This window comes from Caballeronia sp. LZ024, assembly GCF_031451455.1.
GTDB lineage: Bacteria > Pseudomonadota > Gammaproteobacteria > Burkholderiales > Burkholderiaceae > Caballeronia > Caballeronia telluris.
Map to the genome: position 1 here is coordinate 143,639 of NZ_JARUXL010000004.1, position 16,515 is coordinate 160,153.

Consider the following 16,515-nt stretch of genomic DNA (forward strand, 5'->3'; position numbering starts at 1 on the left):
CAACCGCGCGTCAGCTTGCAGACGGCGTTGCGCTCTGCGCGTGCTTCTCGATCGCCTGATGGACGAGCGCGGCGACGCGCTCGGCGAACGCCTCGTCGGTCGTGATGAGCACCTCGCGCTCGCCATCGGGCGTCGTCACGAGCAACTGATAGATGACGTCCTGCGTGATCCACGAGAGATAACCGACCACCGCAATCATCACGCCGAGCACCAGCGCGGGCCCCGAGCCCGTGATCGCGCCGGCGACGAGCGTTGCGAATCCGATCGCCGCGATGGCGATCGGCAGCGGCTTCTTGCGTGCAATGCGCACGACGCGCGCCGAACGCAGGTCGCGCAGCGGAAACATCTGACCGGCGGCGGAAAGACCGGCGCGCGAAAGCGTGACGCCGCGTTCGTTGAATGGAGGTTCCGTTTGCATCGAATGAGAGAAAGCGGCTGAAGGAAGCGCGCAGATTACCAGACGCCACGCCGCTCTGTATGGCGCGGGTTGCCACAGGCGGCGTGCGGAACGTTCACGCCGAAATTTTTCTGCGCGGCGTGTCGATTTTCGCGTTCCTCAAACGACGATCCAGTGAGCCCCTTCCTGGAGACCCGGAGACGCCGATGAAATACCTTTGTCTGATCTATTACGACGAACGCACGCTCGACGCGCTGTCGCCGCCGGAATTCGACGCGCTTGTCCGGGAGTCGGTCGCCTACGACGAAACGATGCGAGGAAGCGGCCATTACGTCACGTCGAACGCGCTTCAGCCGGCTCAGACGGCGAAGTCGCTGCGCGCGCGGGACGGCCGCGTTTTCGTGACGGATGGCCCTTTCGCCGAAACGAAGGAGCAGCTGGGCGGTTTCATCCTGATCGAAGCGCAGGATTTGGACGACGCGATTCGCGTGGCATCGGATATTCCGCCGGCGCGCCTCGGTTGCGTGGAAGTGCGGCCAATCAGGGACCTGAGCGGCTGGGGCGGACCGGCTTGAGCGCGCAATAGCGCTTTCGTGGCGGAAACTTCTTTGTGCAGGAGACAAACGATGCAACACGATCTTCTAAAAACCAGCCGTGCCTTCAGCGGCTATTCGGTGAACGACATCTCGAAGGCGCGGGCCTTCTACGGCGATACGCTCGGACTGACGGTTTCCGAGTCGAACGGACTGCTGACGTTGAGTCTCGCGGACGGCAACAATGTGCTGCTGTACCCGAAGCCGAACCACACGCCGGCGACGTTTACGGTGCTCAATTTCCCGGTGGATAGTGTTGACGATGCCGTCGATACGCTCACGAAACGCGGCGTGCAGTTCGAGCACTACGACGAGCCCGATCTAAAGACGGACGCCAGCGGCATCTGCCGGGCGAGCGGCGGCCCAGTGATCGCGTGGTTCAGGGATCCGGCGGGAAATGTGCTTTCGGTGCTGGAAGCGGATTGACGGGGGCGATCGGCGAGCCGTTATGCGGCACCGTGGCGACAACGGTGGCGCACCACCGACCATGCATCAAAGACCGAACTTCTTGAGAAAGCCGGGGAGCAGTTGCGCGATAAAAACAGCAGAAACGACCCAGACGATGACCGAGTTTTTGGCTTCGAGTACGTCCGCCCTGGTGGCGTAGTCGGACTTCACGACGGCCATATCAATCGTCAAGGCGGCCACATCGGTCTTCAAGACGGACATATCCGTTTTCAAGACAGACACATCGGATCTCATTGCTGTGAGATCCGACTCGAGATGCGATACGCGTTCTACCAGTTTCATATTCGATTGCTCCTGCCATGATCCGTCGAACGAGGCGCCTGCAGCGCGAGCGTTAATTCTTTGTGGCATTCCATTTCCGACCTCATTCAACGTTTCTCATCATAGCAAGTTTGCGGCGTCTCACAATGCGATTCGACGCAATATTCGTTCGGACTGCTGTGTCTTTCCGGCACCCGGATTCAACTCTGTATCGTGTCGCGCTGACGTCTCATTCGCGAGCACGCGAGACTCGGAAATTTGCAACAGACTGGGCTCCAGTCTGCGACAAATCCGTTTCCTCTTTATACCTGCGGTGCGCACTTCCGAGACACTCTGCCAAACGGCCAGTTCAGTTTGGCGTCCGGGAATACCCTTAAGCCGAACAATGTCAATCCTTGCATATCGGACTTTGCCGATATATAGTTCGATTCAAGGCGATTCATCAGGTCCCATCGGCAAACATATGGACATCGACGCGATTCACAAAGCCCTGGCTAATCCGGTCCGGCGGGAGATTCTCGCCTGGCTGAAGGAGCCGGAGGTGTATTTCAGTCAGCAGGAACTGCCGCTGGCGAATGGCGTCTGCGCGGGTCAGATCGACGAGCGTTGTGCGATGTCCCAATCGACCGTTTCGGCGCATCTCGCCACGCTTCACAAGGCAGGGCTCGTGACGTCGAAGCGGATCGGCCAGTGGGTCTTTTTTAAACGCGACGAGGCCGTCATCCAGGCGTTCCTCGATCACATCAACACGGGTCTGTAGGACGTTCGTGCAGGCGCTGAAAGTCGTCGAAGCCTTCCAAGTCCTTTCAAATTCATTAAGGATCACTATTCATGGCAACTCTTTTTGACCCGCTCAAAGTGGGCGCGCTCACCCTGCGCAACCGCATCGTCATGGCTCCGCTCACGCGTCAGCGCGCGGGCGTCGAGCGCGTGCCCAACGCGCTGATGGCGAAGTACTACGCCGACCGCGCCGCGGCCGGCCTGATCCTGAGCGAAGCGACGTCGGTCACGCCGCAGGGCGTCGGCTACGCGGATACGCCGGGCATCTGGTCCGACGAACAAGTCGAAGGCTGGAAGCTCGTGACGAAGGCCGTGCACGACGCAGGCGGCAAGATCTTCCTGCAGTTGTGGCACGTCGGCCGCGTCTCGGACCCGGTTTTCCTCGATGGCGAACTGCCCGTCGCGCCGAGCGCGATCGCGGCGGGCGGTCACGTGAGCCTCGTGCGTCCGAAGCGCGAATACGTGACGCCGCGCGCACTCGAACTCGACGAAATTCCGGGCATCGTCGCGGCTTATCGCAAGGGCGCCGAGAACGCGAAGCGCGCGGGCTTCGACGGCGTCGAAGTGCACGGCGCGAACGGCTATCTGCTCGACCAGTTCCTGCAGGACAGCACGAACAAGCGCACCGACATCTACGGCGGCCCGATCGAAAATCGTGCGCGTTTGCTGCTCGAAGTGACGGACGCATGTATCGACGTGTGGGGTGCGGATCGCGTCGGCGTGCATCTAGCGCCGCGTGCGGACTCGCACACGATGGGCGACAGCGACCGCGCGGCCACCTTCGGCTACGTGGCGCGCGAGCTTGGCAAGCGCAAGATCGCATTCATCGCGGCGCGCGAGCACGAAGCCGCCGACAGCCTCGGACCGCAACTGAAGAAGGCATTCGGTGGCGTGTACATCGCGAACGAGAAGTTCACGAAGGAAAGCGCGCAGGCGGCCATCGCGCGCGGCGACGCCGATGCGGTGGCTTGGGGCCAGACCTTCATCGCGAACCCGGACCTCGTGCGCCGCTTCGAAGTGGATGCGTCGCTCAATGCGCCGGACGCCTCGACGTTCTACGCGGCGGGCGCGGAAGGCTATACCGACTATCCGATGCTGGAAACGGCAGAGTAAGCGGATTAGGAGAAAACAGCGGCTTCGGCCGCTGTTTTTGCGTTTACAGCCGCCTTTTCAGGTATTTCGCCGTATGGCTGCCCGCGACCTTCGCGACTTCGCGCGGCGTGCCGCAGGCCACCATCGTGCCGCCCTCGTCGCCGGCGCCGGGTCCGATGTCGATCACCCAGTCGCTGTTCGCCGCGACGCGCATGTCGTGCTCCACCACGATCACCGTGTTGCCCGCGTCGACGAGCCCTTGCAGTTGTGTCATCAGCCGGTCGACGTCGGCGGGATGCAGGCCGGTGGTCGGCTCGTCGAGGATATAGAGCGAATCGCCGCGTTGCGCACGCTGCAGTTCGGTGGCGAGCTTGATGCGCTGCGCCTCGCCGCCGGAGAGTTCGGTCGCGGGCTGGCCGAGCCGCAGATAACCGAGCCCGATGTCTCGCAACACGTTCAGCGCGCGCATCACCTGCGGCTCGCCGGCGAAAAATTCGCAGGCGGTGTCGACGGTCATTCCGAGCACCTGCGCGATATTCCTGCCGCCCCATTCGATGCCGAGCGTCTCTGCGTTGTAGCGCGTGCCGTGGCAAGTGGAGCAGGGTGCATACACCATCGGCAGGAACAGCAGTTCGACGCTCACGAAGCCTTCGCCCTCGCAGGTCGGGCAGCGTCCCTTCGCGACGTTGAACGAGAAGCGGCCCGCGTCGTAGCGGCGCTTGCGCGCGGCGGGCGTGGCGGCGAAAAGCTTGCGCACATGGTCGAAAAGGCCGGTGTAGGTGGCGAGATTCGAGCGCGGCGTGCGGCCGATCGGCTTCTGGTCGACCCGCACGAGCCGCCGTATCGACGCCATGCCCTCGACGATGTCGCCGCCGGTCGGCTGCGTGGGCGCGGCGAGGAGCGGGTCGAGTTCGTCGTCGGGGTCCGCCGCGATGGTGCGCCCCAGATGGCTCGCGACGAGTTCCGGCAGCGCCTGGCTCACGAGGCTCGACTTGCCCGAACCGGAAACGCCCGTCACGGTCGTGAAGCAGCCGAGCGGAAACGCGGCGTCGAGTTCGTGCAGATTGTTGCGCGTGATCTTCGAGAGCCGCAGCCAGCCCGAAGGCGCGCGCGGCGCATGCGTCGCGCGCTCGTGCGTGGCGAAGAGATGCTTGCGCGTCTCGGACGCCTCCACCTTCGCGAGCCCCGGCGGCGGTCCGCTGTAGACGACATGTCCGCCGTGCTCGCCTGCCGCCGGCCCGACATCGACGAGCCAGTCGGCGCGCCGCATCATGCCGAGGTCGTGCTCGACGACGAAAAGCGAATTGCCCGCCGCCTTCAGGCGTTCCAGTGCCGCGAACAGCGCTTCGCCGTCGGCGGGATGGAGGCCGGCGGAGGGCTCGTCGAGCACATACACGACGCCGAACAGTTGCGACGACAATTGCGTCGCGAGCCGCAGGCGTTGCAGCTCGCCCGACGACAGCGTCGGCGTCGCGCGATCGAGCGCGAGGTAGCCGAGGCCGAGATCGGTGAGCGTCGTGAGGCGTTCGAGCAGTTCTTCCGCGATACGCTGCGCCGCGACGCGCTTCTCGTCGGACATGTTCGGCGTGCGTCGCACGTCGGGCGAGGCCTTGTGCGCCGAGCCGCCCGCCGCGACGCGCCGCTCGGTCGCCTCGCGCATCGCGCGGCGGCTGAGAATGGCGTCGTCGTTCGCGACGGCGTGCGCGGGCACTTCACCGCGCGCGATCGGCGCGAGCAAATCGGCGACGCGCGCGAGCGGCATCTGCGAGAACTCGGCGATGTCGAGTCCGGCAAACGTCACCGACAACGCCTCGCGCTTCAAGCGCTTGCCGTCGCACGTCGGGCAGGCGCTGCCGACCATATATTGCGACACGCGCTTTTTCATCAGCGCGCTTTGCGTGTTCGCGAACGTGTGCAGCACGTAGCGGCGCGCGCCGGTGAACGTGCCCTGATAGCTCGGCTCCAGCTTGCGCTTAAGCGCTGCGCGCGTTTCTGCGGGCGTGAGCCCGGCATAGACGGGAACCGTCGGCGTTTCGTCGGTGAAGAGAATCCACTCGCGATCTTTTTTCGGCAGATCGCGCCACGGCGTGTCGACGTCATAGCCGAGCGTCACCAGGATGTCGCGCAGATTCTGGCCGTGCCACGCGGGCGGCCACGCGGCGATCGCGCGCTCGCGGATCGTCAGCGAATCGTCGGGCACCATCGATTTTTCGGTCACCTCGTAGATGCGCCCGAGGCCGTGGCACGTCGGGCACGCGCCCTGAATCGTGTTCGGCGAGAAGTCCTCGGCGTAGAGCATCGGCTGCTTCGGCGGATAGTGGCCGGTGCGCGAGTAGAGCATGCGCACGAGGCTCGAAAGCGTCGTCACGCTGCCGACCGACGAACGCGTGCTCGGCGTGCCGCGTTGCTGCTGAAGCGCGACGGCGGGCGGGAGCCCTTCGATCGCATCGACTTCGGGCACGCCGACCTGCTCGATCAGCCTCCGCGCGTAGGGCGCGACCGACTCGAAATAGCGCCGCTGCGCTTCGGCATAGAGCGTGCCGAACGCGAGCGACGACTTGCCCGAGCCGGACACGCCGGTGAATACGACGAGCGCGTCGCGCGGAATATCGACATCGACGTTCTTGAGATTGTGTTCGCGCGCGCCTCGCACACGCACGAAGCCGCGCAGGGTCGGCGCGGTTTTATCGGCGGGAAGGGTGTTCATACGTTGCGACGCCAGCAAGTCCCGCGCCCGAACCGCCGCCGGGTCGTTTGCGGATATCGACGGGAAGCCCCTATGATTCGACCACGCGTGCATGGTGCGTGCCTAAACCGCCGCCGATGGTGTATTGATGGGAAGCACCGTCGCACCGGCATAGAGCGAGGAGCTTCATGGTAGGCAGCCTGATCTCGGACATTCTGTTCGGCTTCACCGGATTGATCAGCATCATCAACCCGCTCGGGGTCGCGTTCGTGTTTCTCGACCGCACGGAAGGGCTCGCGGGCGACGAGCGCGACGCGCTCGCGAAGAAGGTCGCGATCAATTCGGCGTGCGTGCTGCTGGTCGCGTTCTTCCTCGGCACGCCGATCCTGCATTTGTTCGGCATTTCGATGGAGGCGCTGCGCATCGGCGGTGGGCTCGCGGTCGCGGTGAGCGGCTGGCAGATGCTCAATGCGCCCGACGTGCGCACCAAAGAGGCGACGGCGCGCAATGTCGACGCCGACAACGCGATGTCGAAGGCATTCTTTCCGCTGACCGTTCCACTCACCACCGGGCCGGGCTCCATCGCGACCGCCATTGCGCTCAACGCGAACCGGACGCACAAGCTCTCGGAGTTTCTGGTGTCGGCGGTGGCGTCGATCGCGATCTCGGCGCTGATCGCGCTCGCGGTCTATATGACGCTCAGCCACTCGGCGCGGTTCGCGCGCTATCTCGGCATCGACGGCACCAAGGTGGCGATGCGGATTTCGTCGTTCCTGCTTTTGTGCGTCGGCGTGCAGATCATGCTGACCGGCATCTCCGAATTCCTGATCCCGCTTGCGAAGCTGCATTAGCGCAAAAAAAACGGGCCGCACGACATCGTGCGGCCCGCTTCGGACGCTGCGGCGAACGCCTTAGAACTTGTGGCGCATGCCGATCCGCACGGCGACCTGGTTGTTCGAGCCGGTGCCCGACGTGCCGAAGTAGCTCGTGCTCGAACCGATCTGCGCCTGGACGTCGACGCCATTGTTCGAACCCGACGCATGCTGATAGATGCCGAGCAGATAGACATCGGTGCGCTTGCTGAGCGCGTAGTCGACGCTTGCATCGACTTGCTGCCACTTGCCGTCTGCGGCGTCCGTCAGCTTCATGTACGTGTAGCCCAGACCGCCCGTGATCGCTGGCGTGAACGCGTACTTGCCGCCCGCTTCATACGCGTTGAGCTTCGACGTCGCGCCCGTGGTCGACTCGAAACGGGTGTTGGTCCAGAGGCCGAACACCGTCGCGCCGCCGAACGCATAGTTCGCGCCGATGCCGAACGTGCGCAGGTCCTTGTTGCCGCCCGTCGCGACGTTCGCCATCGCCGTGCTGAACGCGGGCGTGGACGAGCCGGGGAAACGGATGTCGGTGTAGGCCGCGCCGATGCCGAAGCTGCCGAGCTTGTAGTTCAGGCCGAAGCTGTAGGCACGCGACGAACCTTGCGTCGTGACGCCGCCCGCCGTCGTGGTCGGCGAGCCGGCGAACGCGCCCGCCTGGTTCGAGAAGCCGTACATGCCGCCGAACGTCACGCCGTAGAAGCTCGCGCTGCTGAACTTCACCGCGTTGTTGATGCGGCTCGACGTCAGCTGGTCGACATCGTTGATGTGGTACGCGTAGTTGCCCGCGACGGTCTGGCCGCCGATCGAGTAGTTCGAGCCGAGATAGTCGGTCGAGAACGAATACTGACGGCCGAACGTGAGCGAGCCGGCGTCGTTCTTCGCGAGACCCACGTAGGCCTGGCGTCCGAACAGCGCGCCGCCCTGGCCGAGCGTGCCATTGCCGCTGTTGAAGCCGTTCTCCAGCACGAAAATCGCCTTCAGGCCGCCGCCCAGGTCTTCCGTGCCGCGCAGGCCCCAGCGGCTGCCTTGTGCGACGCCGTCGTCGTACTTGAAGAGGTGGTCGCTGCCGGTGCGCGTCGCGCTGTTGTTCACGTAGCTGATACCCGCGTCGATGATGCCGTAGAGCGTCACGCTGCTTTGCGCGTGCGCGGTCGATGCGAAAGCGGCGAAGGAGGCGAGCGCGGCGGTCGCCAGCAAATTCTTGTTCAAGACTTTCTCCGATGAGCGGTGGTTAGCGATGTGGTTGGTGTCGTCGGCGGCGCGCCGGGCTCTTCGGCCCGTGGCGGCGACGGGCGCAATGTAGCGGACGCTCAAGAAAGGAATGTGACAACGCTTTCGACGCGTCCGCGTGTCTCGCGGATGCGACAGCGGGCTTCGCGTTATGCTCGCGGCTCGACTTCATGCAAGGAGAGCACGGAGATGGACGAAAACGGAATCCGCGAACTGGAAGGGCGCCTGCAAAAGGCGATGCTGTCCTCCGACGCCGACGCGCTCGACGCGCTGCTCGCCGACGACCTGAGCTTCGTCGATGCAACGGGCAAGGTGTGGACCAAGGCCGACGACCTGAACGGGCATCGCTATGGACTTCAGCGCATCGAGCAACTGGACGTGGAAGAGCAGACCGTCCGCGTCTACGAAAAGTGCGCGGTGACGGTCACGCGGGTGGCGTTGCGCGGGTCGTTCGGCGGCGCCCCCTTCGCCGGCAGCCTGCGCTATACGCGCACGTGGTGCGAGACGGGTGGCGCATGGCGCGTCGTGGCGGCGCAGTGCGGTCTCGTGCCGTTCTGAGCGGCGCGTCGATCGCGTTCAATCCGCGTCTTCGCCGAAAAAACGCTGGCGCGTGGCGTCGTCGCTCGGCGATTCCGGACCGAGGCCCTGCAGATCGACCGCCCGCGACGGATCGGTGGCGAGGCGCACAAACGCGCGGGCGCGGCGTGCATCGGCGGCCGGGCCGGTCTCGTACATCAGAAGCGTGAGCCAGCCGTGCAGGCGATGCAGCGCGCCGTAATACGCATCGTGTTCGGCTGCGTAGGCGTGCGCGGCCGCGTCCCAGTCGTCGGATGCCAGCAGGCGATCGCGCAGCACGCGCGCATCGCGCAGCGTGAGCGCGAGGCCGCAGCCCCACGCGGGATTGCTGGCCGCCGCGGCATCGCCGATCAATACGACGCCTTCGCGATACGGATGCTCGACCCACGCGTCCGCGCCCGGATACGCCGCGAGCGGTCCGATGGCTTCGGCTGCCTCGAACCACTCGGGCGGCGCGCCCGCTTCGATGCACGACGTCACGAAGTCGCCGGCATGACCGTTGCCGCTCATCGTGCGCGGTGCATTCGCCGACGAATAGACGAAGTACGACCGAAAGCGCCCCTGACCGAGCGGGAAGACGAGCGCCGCGCGCGCTTCGGAAGGCTTCTGCACGTATTGCACGGTGTCGTCCGGCAACTGCACGCCTTCGTGCAGCACGCCCGCGATCATCAGCGCGTGTTCGTCGCGGCGCACCGTGAAGCCGGCCGCGCCGCGCACCTTCGAGCTTCTTCCATCGGCGCCGACGACGAGCCGCGCCTTCACGCGTTCATCGCCGTGAGCCGTGTGTATCCGAATATACGGCGGAGCGCCGGGCTCGATCGCCGTGACTTCGACGCCGCGCCGCACGTGCGCGCCCGCCGACTCGGCGGCGTCGAGCAGCGCGCGCTGCATGTCGGGATGATAGAAGTCGAGGCAGCCGTGGCGGCCGGGCGTGGTCGCGACGAGATCGCGGCAGTCGCGCGGCGCGCCGCCCAGATAGCGCTTCCAGTAGCGCACGTCGATCGCGCCGGCGCGCTTCAGAAGCGGCTCGATGCCGAGTTTCGCTGCCTCGACGCGTCCCCACGGCAGGAGACCTTCGCCGCGCACGCGATCCTTGAACGCATGCGCACGCTCGACGACGAGCGTGCGCATGCCGCTGCCGGCGAGCGAACGCGCGAGCGTCGCTCCGGCCAGTCCGCCGCCGACGATGGCGACGTCATAGTCGGACGGTGTCAATCGGACGCTCCTTCGGCAGACATGGCTCGCGCCATGCTATGCCGGGGCGTCTTCGCTATGCAACTACCGCGAAGATTGCGCTCACGCCGACAGCAGCGAGCCCGTGCGGAACGCCTTCGCGCCGGCGATGCGCGCGATTTCGAGCCCGGCGGTCGCAAAACGCGTGATGTGCCGCGCGTACATCACGCCGGAGGTCGTGCAATTGAGCGTGGTGACGGTATCGGTGATCGGATCGACGACGTCCGCGATCGCTTCGCCCGCCTCGATGAACGCGCCGACCTTCGCGCGGAACACGAGCACGCCCGACACGGGTGCGACGATCGGCTCGGCGCCCGCGAGCGGCGTCGCCGGGAAGGCGAGCGGTGGCATGGGCGCGGCGGGCGCGTCGATCACGCCGCGATGAATCAGGTAATTGACGATGCCTTGCGAGTCGGCGTTGGCGAAGTCGTAGGAAACGTCGTGCTGGCTGCGCAATTCGACCGTGACCGAGATGCCGCCGTTCGGAATCGGAAAACGCTCGCCGAAACGCGTGCGCAGGTCGGACCAGCAGAAGCTGTGAATCTCGTCGAACGGATTGCCGACCGAATTCAGCGCGAGCAGTTGCGCCTTCGAATCGAGATGGCGCGCGAGCGGTTCGACTTCTTCCCAGATGTCCGGATTCGTGTAGAGATGCAAGGCGGCGTCGAGGTCGCAGTGCAGGTCGAGCACGACGTCGGCGTCGAACGAGAGTTTTTGCAGCGCGAGGCGCAGCGATTCGAGTTCGGTGGCGGGCGTCTGCTCGTCGAGCGCTTCGCGCATCGCGGCGCGCACGGCGCGCTTGTTGGCGTCGATGTCGGCGGTGAGCCGCGCTTCGATACGCGGCGCGACGAGCGCGGCGAGATCGTGGAAATTGCGGTTGAAGTTGTGGCCGCTGTTCGCCTCGAAGCGGCCGAGCAGCTGGCCGTGCAGCAACTGGTTCAAGCCGATCGGGTTCGGCACCGGCACGATCACCACTTCGCCGCGAAGCTTGCCCGCGGCTTCGAATTCGGCAAGCTGCCGGCGCAGCCGCCACGCGACGAGCATGCCGGGCAGCTCGTCCGCGTGCAGCGACGACTGGATGTAGATTTTCTGACCGTCGGCGGGACCGTAATGGAAGCTCGTGATCGAGCGGGCGGTGCCGAGCGTCGGCGAAATCAGCTGATGGGTTCTGGTCTGCATGGTCTTCTGCGCGCGACGCACGCGCGGTCGCGCTCTGGATGGTTGCAAGGTGCGGAAGGCGATTGCGCCGGTGTCTCGGGCCGGCCACGCGCTTCCGACGTTCGATCTTAGCTGAAAAAGGCCGCTGACAAGCCCGAAAGGCGTCGCGCCCCAAGCAAAAACGGGCTCCGCGCCAAGCGCGGAGCCCGTTGCCGTGAAGCTTCAGCCGCGTTGGGCGGCGTCGGCCCTAGCCGCCGTAGACGTCGAAGTCGAAGTATTTCTTTTCGAGCTTCTTGTACGTGCCGTCCTTGATGATCTCGGCGATAGCCTTGTCGATGCCCTTCTTCAGGTCGGTGTCTTCCTTGCGCAGACCGATGCCGGCGCCGTTGCCGAGCGTCTTCGGATCGTCGATGTTCGCGCCTGCGAAGTCGAAGCCCGCGCCGCGCGGCGTCTTCAGGAAGCCGATTTCGGCCTGCACCGCGTCTTGCAGCGCGGCGTCGAGACGGCCCGCGATCAGGTCGGCGTAGACCTGGTCCTGGTTCTGGTACGGCGTGACCGTCACGCCCTTCGAGGCCCAGTAGGTCTTCGCGTAGGTTTCCTGGATCGTGCCCTGTTCGACGCCGACCGTCTTGCCGGCGAGGCCTTCAGCCGTCGGCTTGACGTTGCTGCCCTTCTTCGCGACGAGGCGCGTCGGGGTGTTGAAGAGCTTGCTCGAAAACGCGATCTGTTCGGCGCGTTGCGGCGTCATCGACATCGACGAGAGCACGCCGTCGAACTTCTTCGCCTTCAGTGCCGGGATCATGCCGTCGAAATCGTTTTCGACCCACACGCACTTTGCCTTCATGCGGGCGCAGATTTCGTTGCCGAGATCGATGTCGAAGCCGACCAGCTTGCCGTCCGGACCCTTCGATTCGAACGGGGGATAACTTGCGTCGACGCCGAAGCGGATCGTCGAATAATCCTTGGCTTGTGCTGCGGTGACGGCGGTGAGCGACGTGACTGCGATGAGGGACATCGACAGGGCGGCAAGCAGTTTTTTCACTGTTTTAAACTCCAGAGGGTGGTCTTTACATCCCGGCAGGTCTCGTTTCCGGGTCGGCGGCGCGAGTTGCGCCGCACGGTTGCTATTCCGAGGATCGTGTCCTGTCAGAATCCGCAGCAGATTAACATCCCAAAATAGTTGCGGAGTTAGTGAAAGCCCCGATGGCGCAGGTTTAGAGGCAATCCTCGCGTGGCCTCCGCAGAATGTAGCGTTTTGACGCCCGGTTGCGCCGCGCGCGGCCCGTCATGCAAGCGCGGCGTAATGTTCGATGGCCGCGCGCGCACCGCCCTGCAAGCGGACGACGGCCGCCTGAAGCGGACGCCGGAAGTCGTCGCGGCGGGCGAGTTCCGGCGGGAAGACTTCGTTGATCGCGAGCATCGTTTCGACGCGTTGCGCCGGCTCGTCGGTGACGCTCGCCGTCAGCCGCGCGGCCATCGGATCGCTGATCTCATAGCGCGTGCCGTCGTCGGCGCGGCCGCGCAGGAACACGAGCCACGCGGCGACCGCGAGCGCGAGCCGTTCGATCGATCGACCCGCGTTCAGGCGCGCTTCGATCGTCGCGAGCAGACGCGGCGGGATCTTCTGGCTGCCGTCCATCGCGATCTGCGCCGTGCGGTGTTTGAGCGCCGCGTTCGCGTAGCGCGCGAGCAGGGCGTCGCGGTACGCGAGCACATCGAAGGAAGGCGGCACGTCGAGCGTCGGCGCGATTTCCTGCGTCATCATCGCGTGGATCAGCTTTTTCAACGGCGCATGCGCGATCGCTTCGTCGATGGTGGCAAAGCCCGCGAGCATCGAGAGATAGGCGAGCGTCGAATGCGTGCCGTTGAGCATGCGCAACTTGGCGATCTCGAACGGCATCACGTCGTCGACGAGTTGTGCTCCGGCTTTTTCCCACGCGGGGCGTCCCGTTGGAAAGCGGTCTTCGAGCACCCATTGGCGGAACGGCTCGCACGGGACGGGCGCGGCGTCCTTCATATGCAGCGCGTCGAATGCGGCTTCGCGGTCGGCATCGGTGGTCGAGGGCACGATGCGATCGACCATCGTCGAGGGAAACGCGACGTGGGCGTCGATCGAGTCGGCGAGCGCGGTGTCGCGGGCTCGCGCGAACGAGACGACCGCCTGCTTCAAAGCCGCGCCGTTGTGCGAGAGGTTGTCGCAGGACAGCACGGTGAACGGCGGCGTGCCGGCGTCACGCCTTTGCCGAAGCGCGGCGGTGAGAATGCCGGGCACGGTCGAGGGTGCGTCCGGATTCGCCAGGTCCCGCGCGATGCCTTCATGCCGAAGGTCCGCATCGCCGGTTTTCGTATCGCGGCAGTAGCCTTTCTCTGTGACCGTCAGCGAAACGATGCGCACGGTCTCGTCGGCGAGGAGCGCGAAGAGGCGGGCGCGGTCGTGCGGCATCGCGAGCACTTCCTTTAGCGCGCGAATCACGGTGACGCGCACGCCGTCCGGCCCGCGCTCGACCACGCTGTACAAGCCATCCTGCGCCATGAGTGCGTCTCGTTTGGCGACGTCGCCTTGCAGCGTCACGCCGCAGATTCCCCAGTCGCCGCCCGCCGCGAGCATCGCCTCTTCCGTAAAGACCGCTTCGTGCGCGCGATGAAAGTTGCCGATCCCAAGATGCACGATGCCAATCCGCGGTTCACGCCATTCCGGCGAAAGCGTGTGCGACTTCAATGAAGCCAGCGCAGCGCGGCAAAGCCTTGATTTTTCGGTCATTTTCGAGCTCGAAGGGCGGGAAAACCCGCGGTTGACGATTTAATATACTTGTATGGTAGCATCCGTTCCAACGACTGCCACTCAAGGAAATCCCCATGAAAATCGTCCGCGCCGATGTGATCGTCACGTGTCCGGGCCGCAACTTCGTCACGCTGAAAGTGGTGACGGACGAGGGCGTCTACGGCATCGGCGACGCCACGCTCAATGGCCGCGAACTCGCGGTCGCTTCGTATCTGACGGACCACGTGTGTCCGCTCCTGATCGGGCGCGATCCGGGACGCATCGAGGACATCTGGCAGTTTCTTTACAAGGGCGCGTACTGGCGTCGCGGCCCGGTGACGATGAGCGCCATCGCCGCCGTCGACATGGCGCTCTGGGACATTCTCGGCAAGGTCGCGAATCTGCCGCTGTACCGGCTTCTGGGCGGCGCGTCGCGCGAAGGCGTGATGGTCTACGGTCACGCGACGGGCCGCGACATTCCCGAAGCGCTCGACCGCTATGAAGAGCATCTCGAACAAGGCTACAAGGCGATCCGCATCCAGTGCGGCGTGCCGAACATGCGCTCGGTGTATGGCGTGTCGAAAGGCAGCGGCATGTACGAGCCCGCGACGAAAGGCGCGGTGGAAGAGCAGAGCTGGTCGTCGGAGAAGTATCTCGACTTCGTGCCGAAACTCTTCGAAGCCGTGCGCGACAAGTTCGGTTTCGATTCGCATCTGCTGCACGACGTCCATCACCGCCTGACACCGATCGAAGCGGCGCGACTCGGCAAATCGGTCGAGCCGTATCGCCTCTTCTGGATGGAAGATCCGACGCCCGCCGAGAATCAGGCCGGCTTCCGCCTGATCCGCGAGCACACGGTCACGCCGATCGCGGTGGGCGAAGTGTTCAACAGCATCTGGGACTGCAAGCAGCTGATCGAAGAGCAGTTGATCGACTACATCCGCGCGACGCTCACGCACGCGGGCGGCATCACGCATCTGAAGCGCATCGCCGATTTCGCTTCGCTGTATCAGGTGCGCACGGGATGTCACGGGCCGTCCGATCTGTCGCCGGTGTGCATGGGCGCGGCGCTGCACTTCGACCTGTGGGTGCCGAATTTCGGCGTGCAGGAATACATGGGATTTCCGAAGGAAGCGCTCGACGTCTTCCCGCATGCGTGGAGTTTCGATCGCGGAACGATGCATCCGGGCGAGGCGCCGGGCCACGGCGTCGATATCGACGACGAAGCGGCCGCGCGCTATCCATACGACCCGGCGTATCTGCCGGTCGCGCGGCTCGAAGACGGCACGCTCTGGAACTGGTAAGCACTCGCACGTCAAGCATATAAGGAGCATCACGATGTTTGCAGCCGTTCTTCACGAACCGAAAAAACTTCTCATCGACGAACTCGACGCGCCCGAGCCGCAGCCCGGCCAGGTGCAGATCCGCGTGCGCGCGGGCGGCATCTGCGGGTCGGATCTCTCTTACTACTTCAAGGGCAAGAGCGGCGACTTCGCGGTGCGCGAGCCGTTCGTGCTCGGCCATGAGGTCGCGGGCGAAGTCGCCGCGCTCGGCGAGGGCGTTAGCGGTCTTGCCGTCGGCCAGCGCGTCGCGGTGAATCCGGGACTCAACTGCGGCGTGTGCCGATATTGCGTCAAAGGCATGCCGAATCACTGCCTGAACATGCGCTTCATGGGCAGCGCATCGACGTTTCCGCACATGCAGGGCATGTTCCGACAGTACATCGCAGTGAACGCGCATCAGTGCGTGCCGGTGCCGGATGGCCTGGACTTCGCGCAGGCATCGATGGCCGAGCCGCTCGCCGTCGCCTTGCACGCGCTGCGGCAGGCCGGCACGCTCGTCGGCGCGAAGGTGTTGCTGGTCGGGTGCGGACCGATCGGCTGCATTTTGCTGGCGGTGGCAAAGCGGGCGGGCGCGCATCGCATCGTCGCGCTCGATCTCGCGGAGAAGGCGCTCCAGATGGCGACGACGCTCGGCGCCGACGAAACCGTACTCGCCAGCGATCAGGCGCGCATCGACCAGTGGGCGCAGCAGCGCGGGACGTTCGATGTCGTGCTCGAAGCGTCGGGCAGCACCGCCGGCCTCGACACTGCATTGCGCGCCGCTCGCGCCGGCGGCACGGTGATCCAGGTCGGCAACCTGCCGGCGGGACAGTCGCCGGTGGCGGCGAATCTCGTGATGTCGAAGGAGCTGTGCTATCGCGGCTCGTTTCGTTTCACCGACGAATACGCGGTCGCCGCCGAAGAACTCGGCGCGCACAAGATCGACTTGCGCCCGCTTATGACGCACGCGTTTCCGCTCGAAGAAGCGAATCGCGCGTTCGAAGTCGCGCATGACCGCAACCAGTCGATGAAAGTCCATCTGCATTTCGACTAACCTCTCGCACTAACCGCCCGGCAAGAGGC

16 protein-coding genes are annotated in these 16,515 nt (G+C 65.0%); 8 read left to right on the forward strand and 8 right to left on the reverse strand.

Translation table 11 applies throughout. From position 1 onward, the window contains the following. Positions 1-10: 10 nt before the first annotated feature. The gene (locus QCE48_RS22840) at positions 11-418 is read right to left on the reverse strand and encodes a DUF6232 family protein (RefSeq protein WP_309782340.1); all 408 of its coding nucleotides are present in this window, start codon (positions 416-418) and stop codon (positions 11-13) included. Between the two features lie 185 nt (positions 419-603). Between QCE48_RS22840 and QCE48_RS22845 the strand changes: the two genes are divergently transcribed. Both QCE48_RS22845 and QCE48_RS22850 read left to right on the forward strand, forming a co-directional pair. Beyond that, positions 604-972 carry a YciI family protein gene (locus tag QCE48_RS22845; RefSeq protein ID WP_309782342.1) on the forward strand — a complete coding sequence of 123 codons (369 nt, stop codon included), beginning with the start codon at positions 604-606 and terminating at the stop codon, positions 970-972. A 51-nt stretch (positions 973-1,023) separates the two neighbouring features. Then, a complete protein-coding gene (locus QCE48_RS22850; RefSeq protein ID WP_309782344.1) occupies positions 1,024-1,416 on the forward strand; it encodes a VOC family protein in 393 nt (130 codons plus the stop codon). 66 nt (positions 1,417-1,482) lie between these two features. On the opposite strand, the gene QCE48_RS22855 is transcribed toward QCE48_RS22850, so the two are convergent. Continuing rightward, positions 1,483-1,740: a hypothetical protein gene (locus QCE48_RS22855; RefSeq protein WP_309782345.1), complete on the reverse strand. Its 258-nt coding sequence runs from the start codon at positions 1,738-1,740 to the stop codon at positions 1,483-1,485. A 442-nt stretch (positions 1,741-2,182) separates the two neighbouring features. Here QCE48_RS22855 and QCE48_RS22860 point away from each other — a divergent pair, with 442 nt between their 5' ends. Beyond that, on the forward strand, positions 2,183-2,479 hold the full coding sequence (locus QCE48_RS22860; protein ID WP_309782346.1) for a metalloregulator ArsR/SmtB family transcription factor: 297 nt from the start codon (positions 2,183-2,185) through the stop codon (positions 2,477-2,479). A gap of 71 nt (positions 2,480-2,550) precedes the next feature. Continuing rightward, a complete protein-coding gene (locus tag QCE48_RS22865) occupies positions 2,551-3,612 on the forward strand; it encodes an alkene reductase (RefSeq protein WP_309782348.1) in 1,062 nt (353 codons plus the stop codon). Positions 3,613-3,655: 43 nt separating this feature from the next. Here the strand turns inward: QCE48_RS22865 and QCE48_RS22870 are convergent, their stop codons facing one another. Next, entirely contained in the window at positions 3,656-6,298 is a 2,643-nt protein-coding gene (locus QCE48_RS22870; protein ID WP_309782350.1) for an excinuclease ABC subunit UvrA, read from the reverse strand. Positions 6,299-6,465: 167 nt separating this feature from the next. Here QCE48_RS22870 and QCE48_RS22875 point away from each other — a divergent pair, with 167 nt between their 5' ends. Next, positions 6,466-7,128 carry a MarC family protein gene (locus QCE48_RS22875; protein WP_309782352.1) on the forward strand — a complete coding sequence of 221 codons (663 nt, stop codon included), beginning with the start codon at positions 6,466-6,468 and terminating at the stop codon, positions 7,126-7,128. A gap of 60 nt (positions 7,129-7,188) precedes the next feature. On the opposite strand, the gene QCE48_RS22880 is transcribed toward QCE48_RS22875, so the two are convergent. Continuing rightward, entirely contained in the window at positions 7,189-8,361 is a 1,173-nt protein-coding gene (locus tag QCE48_RS22880) for a porin (RefSeq protein ID WP_309782354.1), read from the reverse strand. A 210-nt stretch (positions 8,362-8,571) separates the two neighbouring features. Between QCE48_RS22880 and QCE48_RS22885 the strand changes: the two genes are divergently transcribed. Beyond that, complete coding sequence (locus QCE48_RS22885; RefSeq protein WP_309782356.1) at positions 8,572-8,940, forward strand: nuclear transport factor 2 family protein; 369 nt, start codon at positions 8,572-8,574, stop codon at positions 8,938-8,940. A gap of 18 nt (positions 8,941-8,958) precedes the next feature. Here the strand turns inward: QCE48_RS22885 and QCE48_RS22890 are convergent, their stop codons facing one another. The 4 genes from QCE48_RS22890 to QCE48_RS22905 all read right to left on the reverse strand — a co-directional run bounded on the left by QCE48_RS22890 (position 8,959) and on the right by QCE48_RS22905 (position 14,110). Then, positions 8,959-10,173 (reverse strand): NAD(P)/FAD-dependent oxidoreductase, encoded by a 1,215-nt coding sequence (locus QCE48_RS22890; RefSeq protein ID WP_309782358.1) that lies wholly within the window; start codon positions 10,171-10,173, stop codon positions 8,959-8,961. Between the two features lie 81 nt (positions 10,174-10,254). Then, on the reverse strand, positions 10,255-11,370 hold the full coding sequence (locus QCE48_RS22895; protein WP_309782360.1) for a M14 family metallopeptidase: 1,116 nt from the start codon (positions 11,368-11,370) through the stop codon (positions 10,255-10,257). A 226-nt stretch (positions 11,371-11,596) separates the two neighbouring features. Next, a complete protein-coding gene (locus QCE48_RS22900; protein WP_309782362.1) occupies positions 11,597-12,391 on the reverse strand; it encodes an ABC transporter substrate-binding protein in 795 nt (264 codons plus the stop codon). Between the two features lie 243 nt (positions 12,392-12,634). Further along, on the reverse strand, positions 12,635-14,110 hold the full coding sequence (locus QCE48_RS22905) for a mannitol dehydrogenase family protein (RefSeq protein ID WP_309782364.1): 1,476 nt from the start codon (positions 14,108-14,110) through the stop codon (positions 12,635-12,637). A gap of 95 nt (positions 14,111-14,205) precedes the next feature. On the opposite strand from QCE48_RS22905, the gene manD reads away from it, so the two are divergent. Further along, entirely contained in the window at positions 14,206-15,414 is a 1,209-nt protein-coding gene (manD, locus tag QCE48_RS22910) for a D-mannonate dehydratase ManD (RefSeq protein WP_309782366.1), read from the forward strand. 34 nt (positions 15,415-15,448) lie between these two features. Beyond that, on the forward strand, positions 15,449-16,486 hold the full coding sequence (locus QCE48_RS22915; RefSeq protein ID WP_309782367.1) for an L-idonate 5-dehydrogenase: 1,038 nt from the start codon (positions 15,449-15,451) through the stop codon (positions 16,484-16,486). Positions 16,487-16,515: the final 29 nt, after the last annotated feature.

Coding starts and splice junctions, on each gene's coding strand:
- QCE48_RS22875 (WP_309782352.1), top strand. CDS start 6,466: ATGGTAGGCAGCCTGATCTCGGACATTCTGTTCGGCTTCACCGGATTG.
- QCE48_RS22895 (WP_309782360.1), bottom strand. CDS start 11,370: ATGCAGACCAGAACCCATCAGCTGATTTCGCCGACGCTCGGCACCGCC.
- QCE48_RS22870 (WP_309782350.1), bottom strand. CDS start 6,298: ATGAACACCCTTCCCGCCGATAAAACCGCGCCGACCCTGCGCGGCTTC.
- QCE48_RS22915 (WP_309782367.1), top strand. CDS start 15,449: ATGTTTGCAGCCGTTCTTCACGAACCGAAAAAACTTCTCATCGACGAA.
- manD (WP_309782366.1), top strand. CDS start 14,206: ATGAAAATCGTCCGCGCCGATGTGATCGTCACGTGTCCGGGCCGCAAC.
- QCE48_RS22905 (WP_309782364.1), bottom strand. CDS start 14,110: ATGACCGAAAAATCAAGGCTTTGCCGCGCTGCGCTGGCTTCATTGAAG.
- QCE48_RS22840 (WP_309782340.1), bottom strand. CDS start 418: ATGCAAACGGAACCTCCATTCAACGAACGCGGCGTCACGCTTTCGCGC.
- QCE48_RS22850 (WP_309782344.1), top strand. CDS start 1,024: ATGCAACACGATCTTCTAAAAACCAGCCGTGCCTTCAGCGGCTATTCG.
- QCE48_RS22845 (WP_309782342.1), top strand. CDS start 604: ATGAAATACCTTTGTCTGATCTATTACGACGAACGCACGCTCGACGCG.
- QCE48_RS22885 (WP_309782356.1), top strand. CDS start 8,572: ATGGACGAAAACGGAATCCGCGAACTGGAAGGGCGCCTGCAAAAGGCG.
- QCE48_RS22860 (WP_309782346.1), top strand. CDS start 2,183: ATGGACATCGACGCGATTCACAAAGCCCTGGCTAATCCGGTCCGGCGG.
- QCE48_RS22865 (WP_309782348.1), top strand. CDS start 2,551: ATGGCAACTCTTTTTGACCCGCTCAAAGTGGGCGCGCTCACCCTGCGC.
- QCE48_RS22855 (WP_309782345.1), bottom strand. CDS start 1,740: ATGAAACTGGTAGAACGCGTATCGCATCTCGAGTCGGATCTCACAGCA.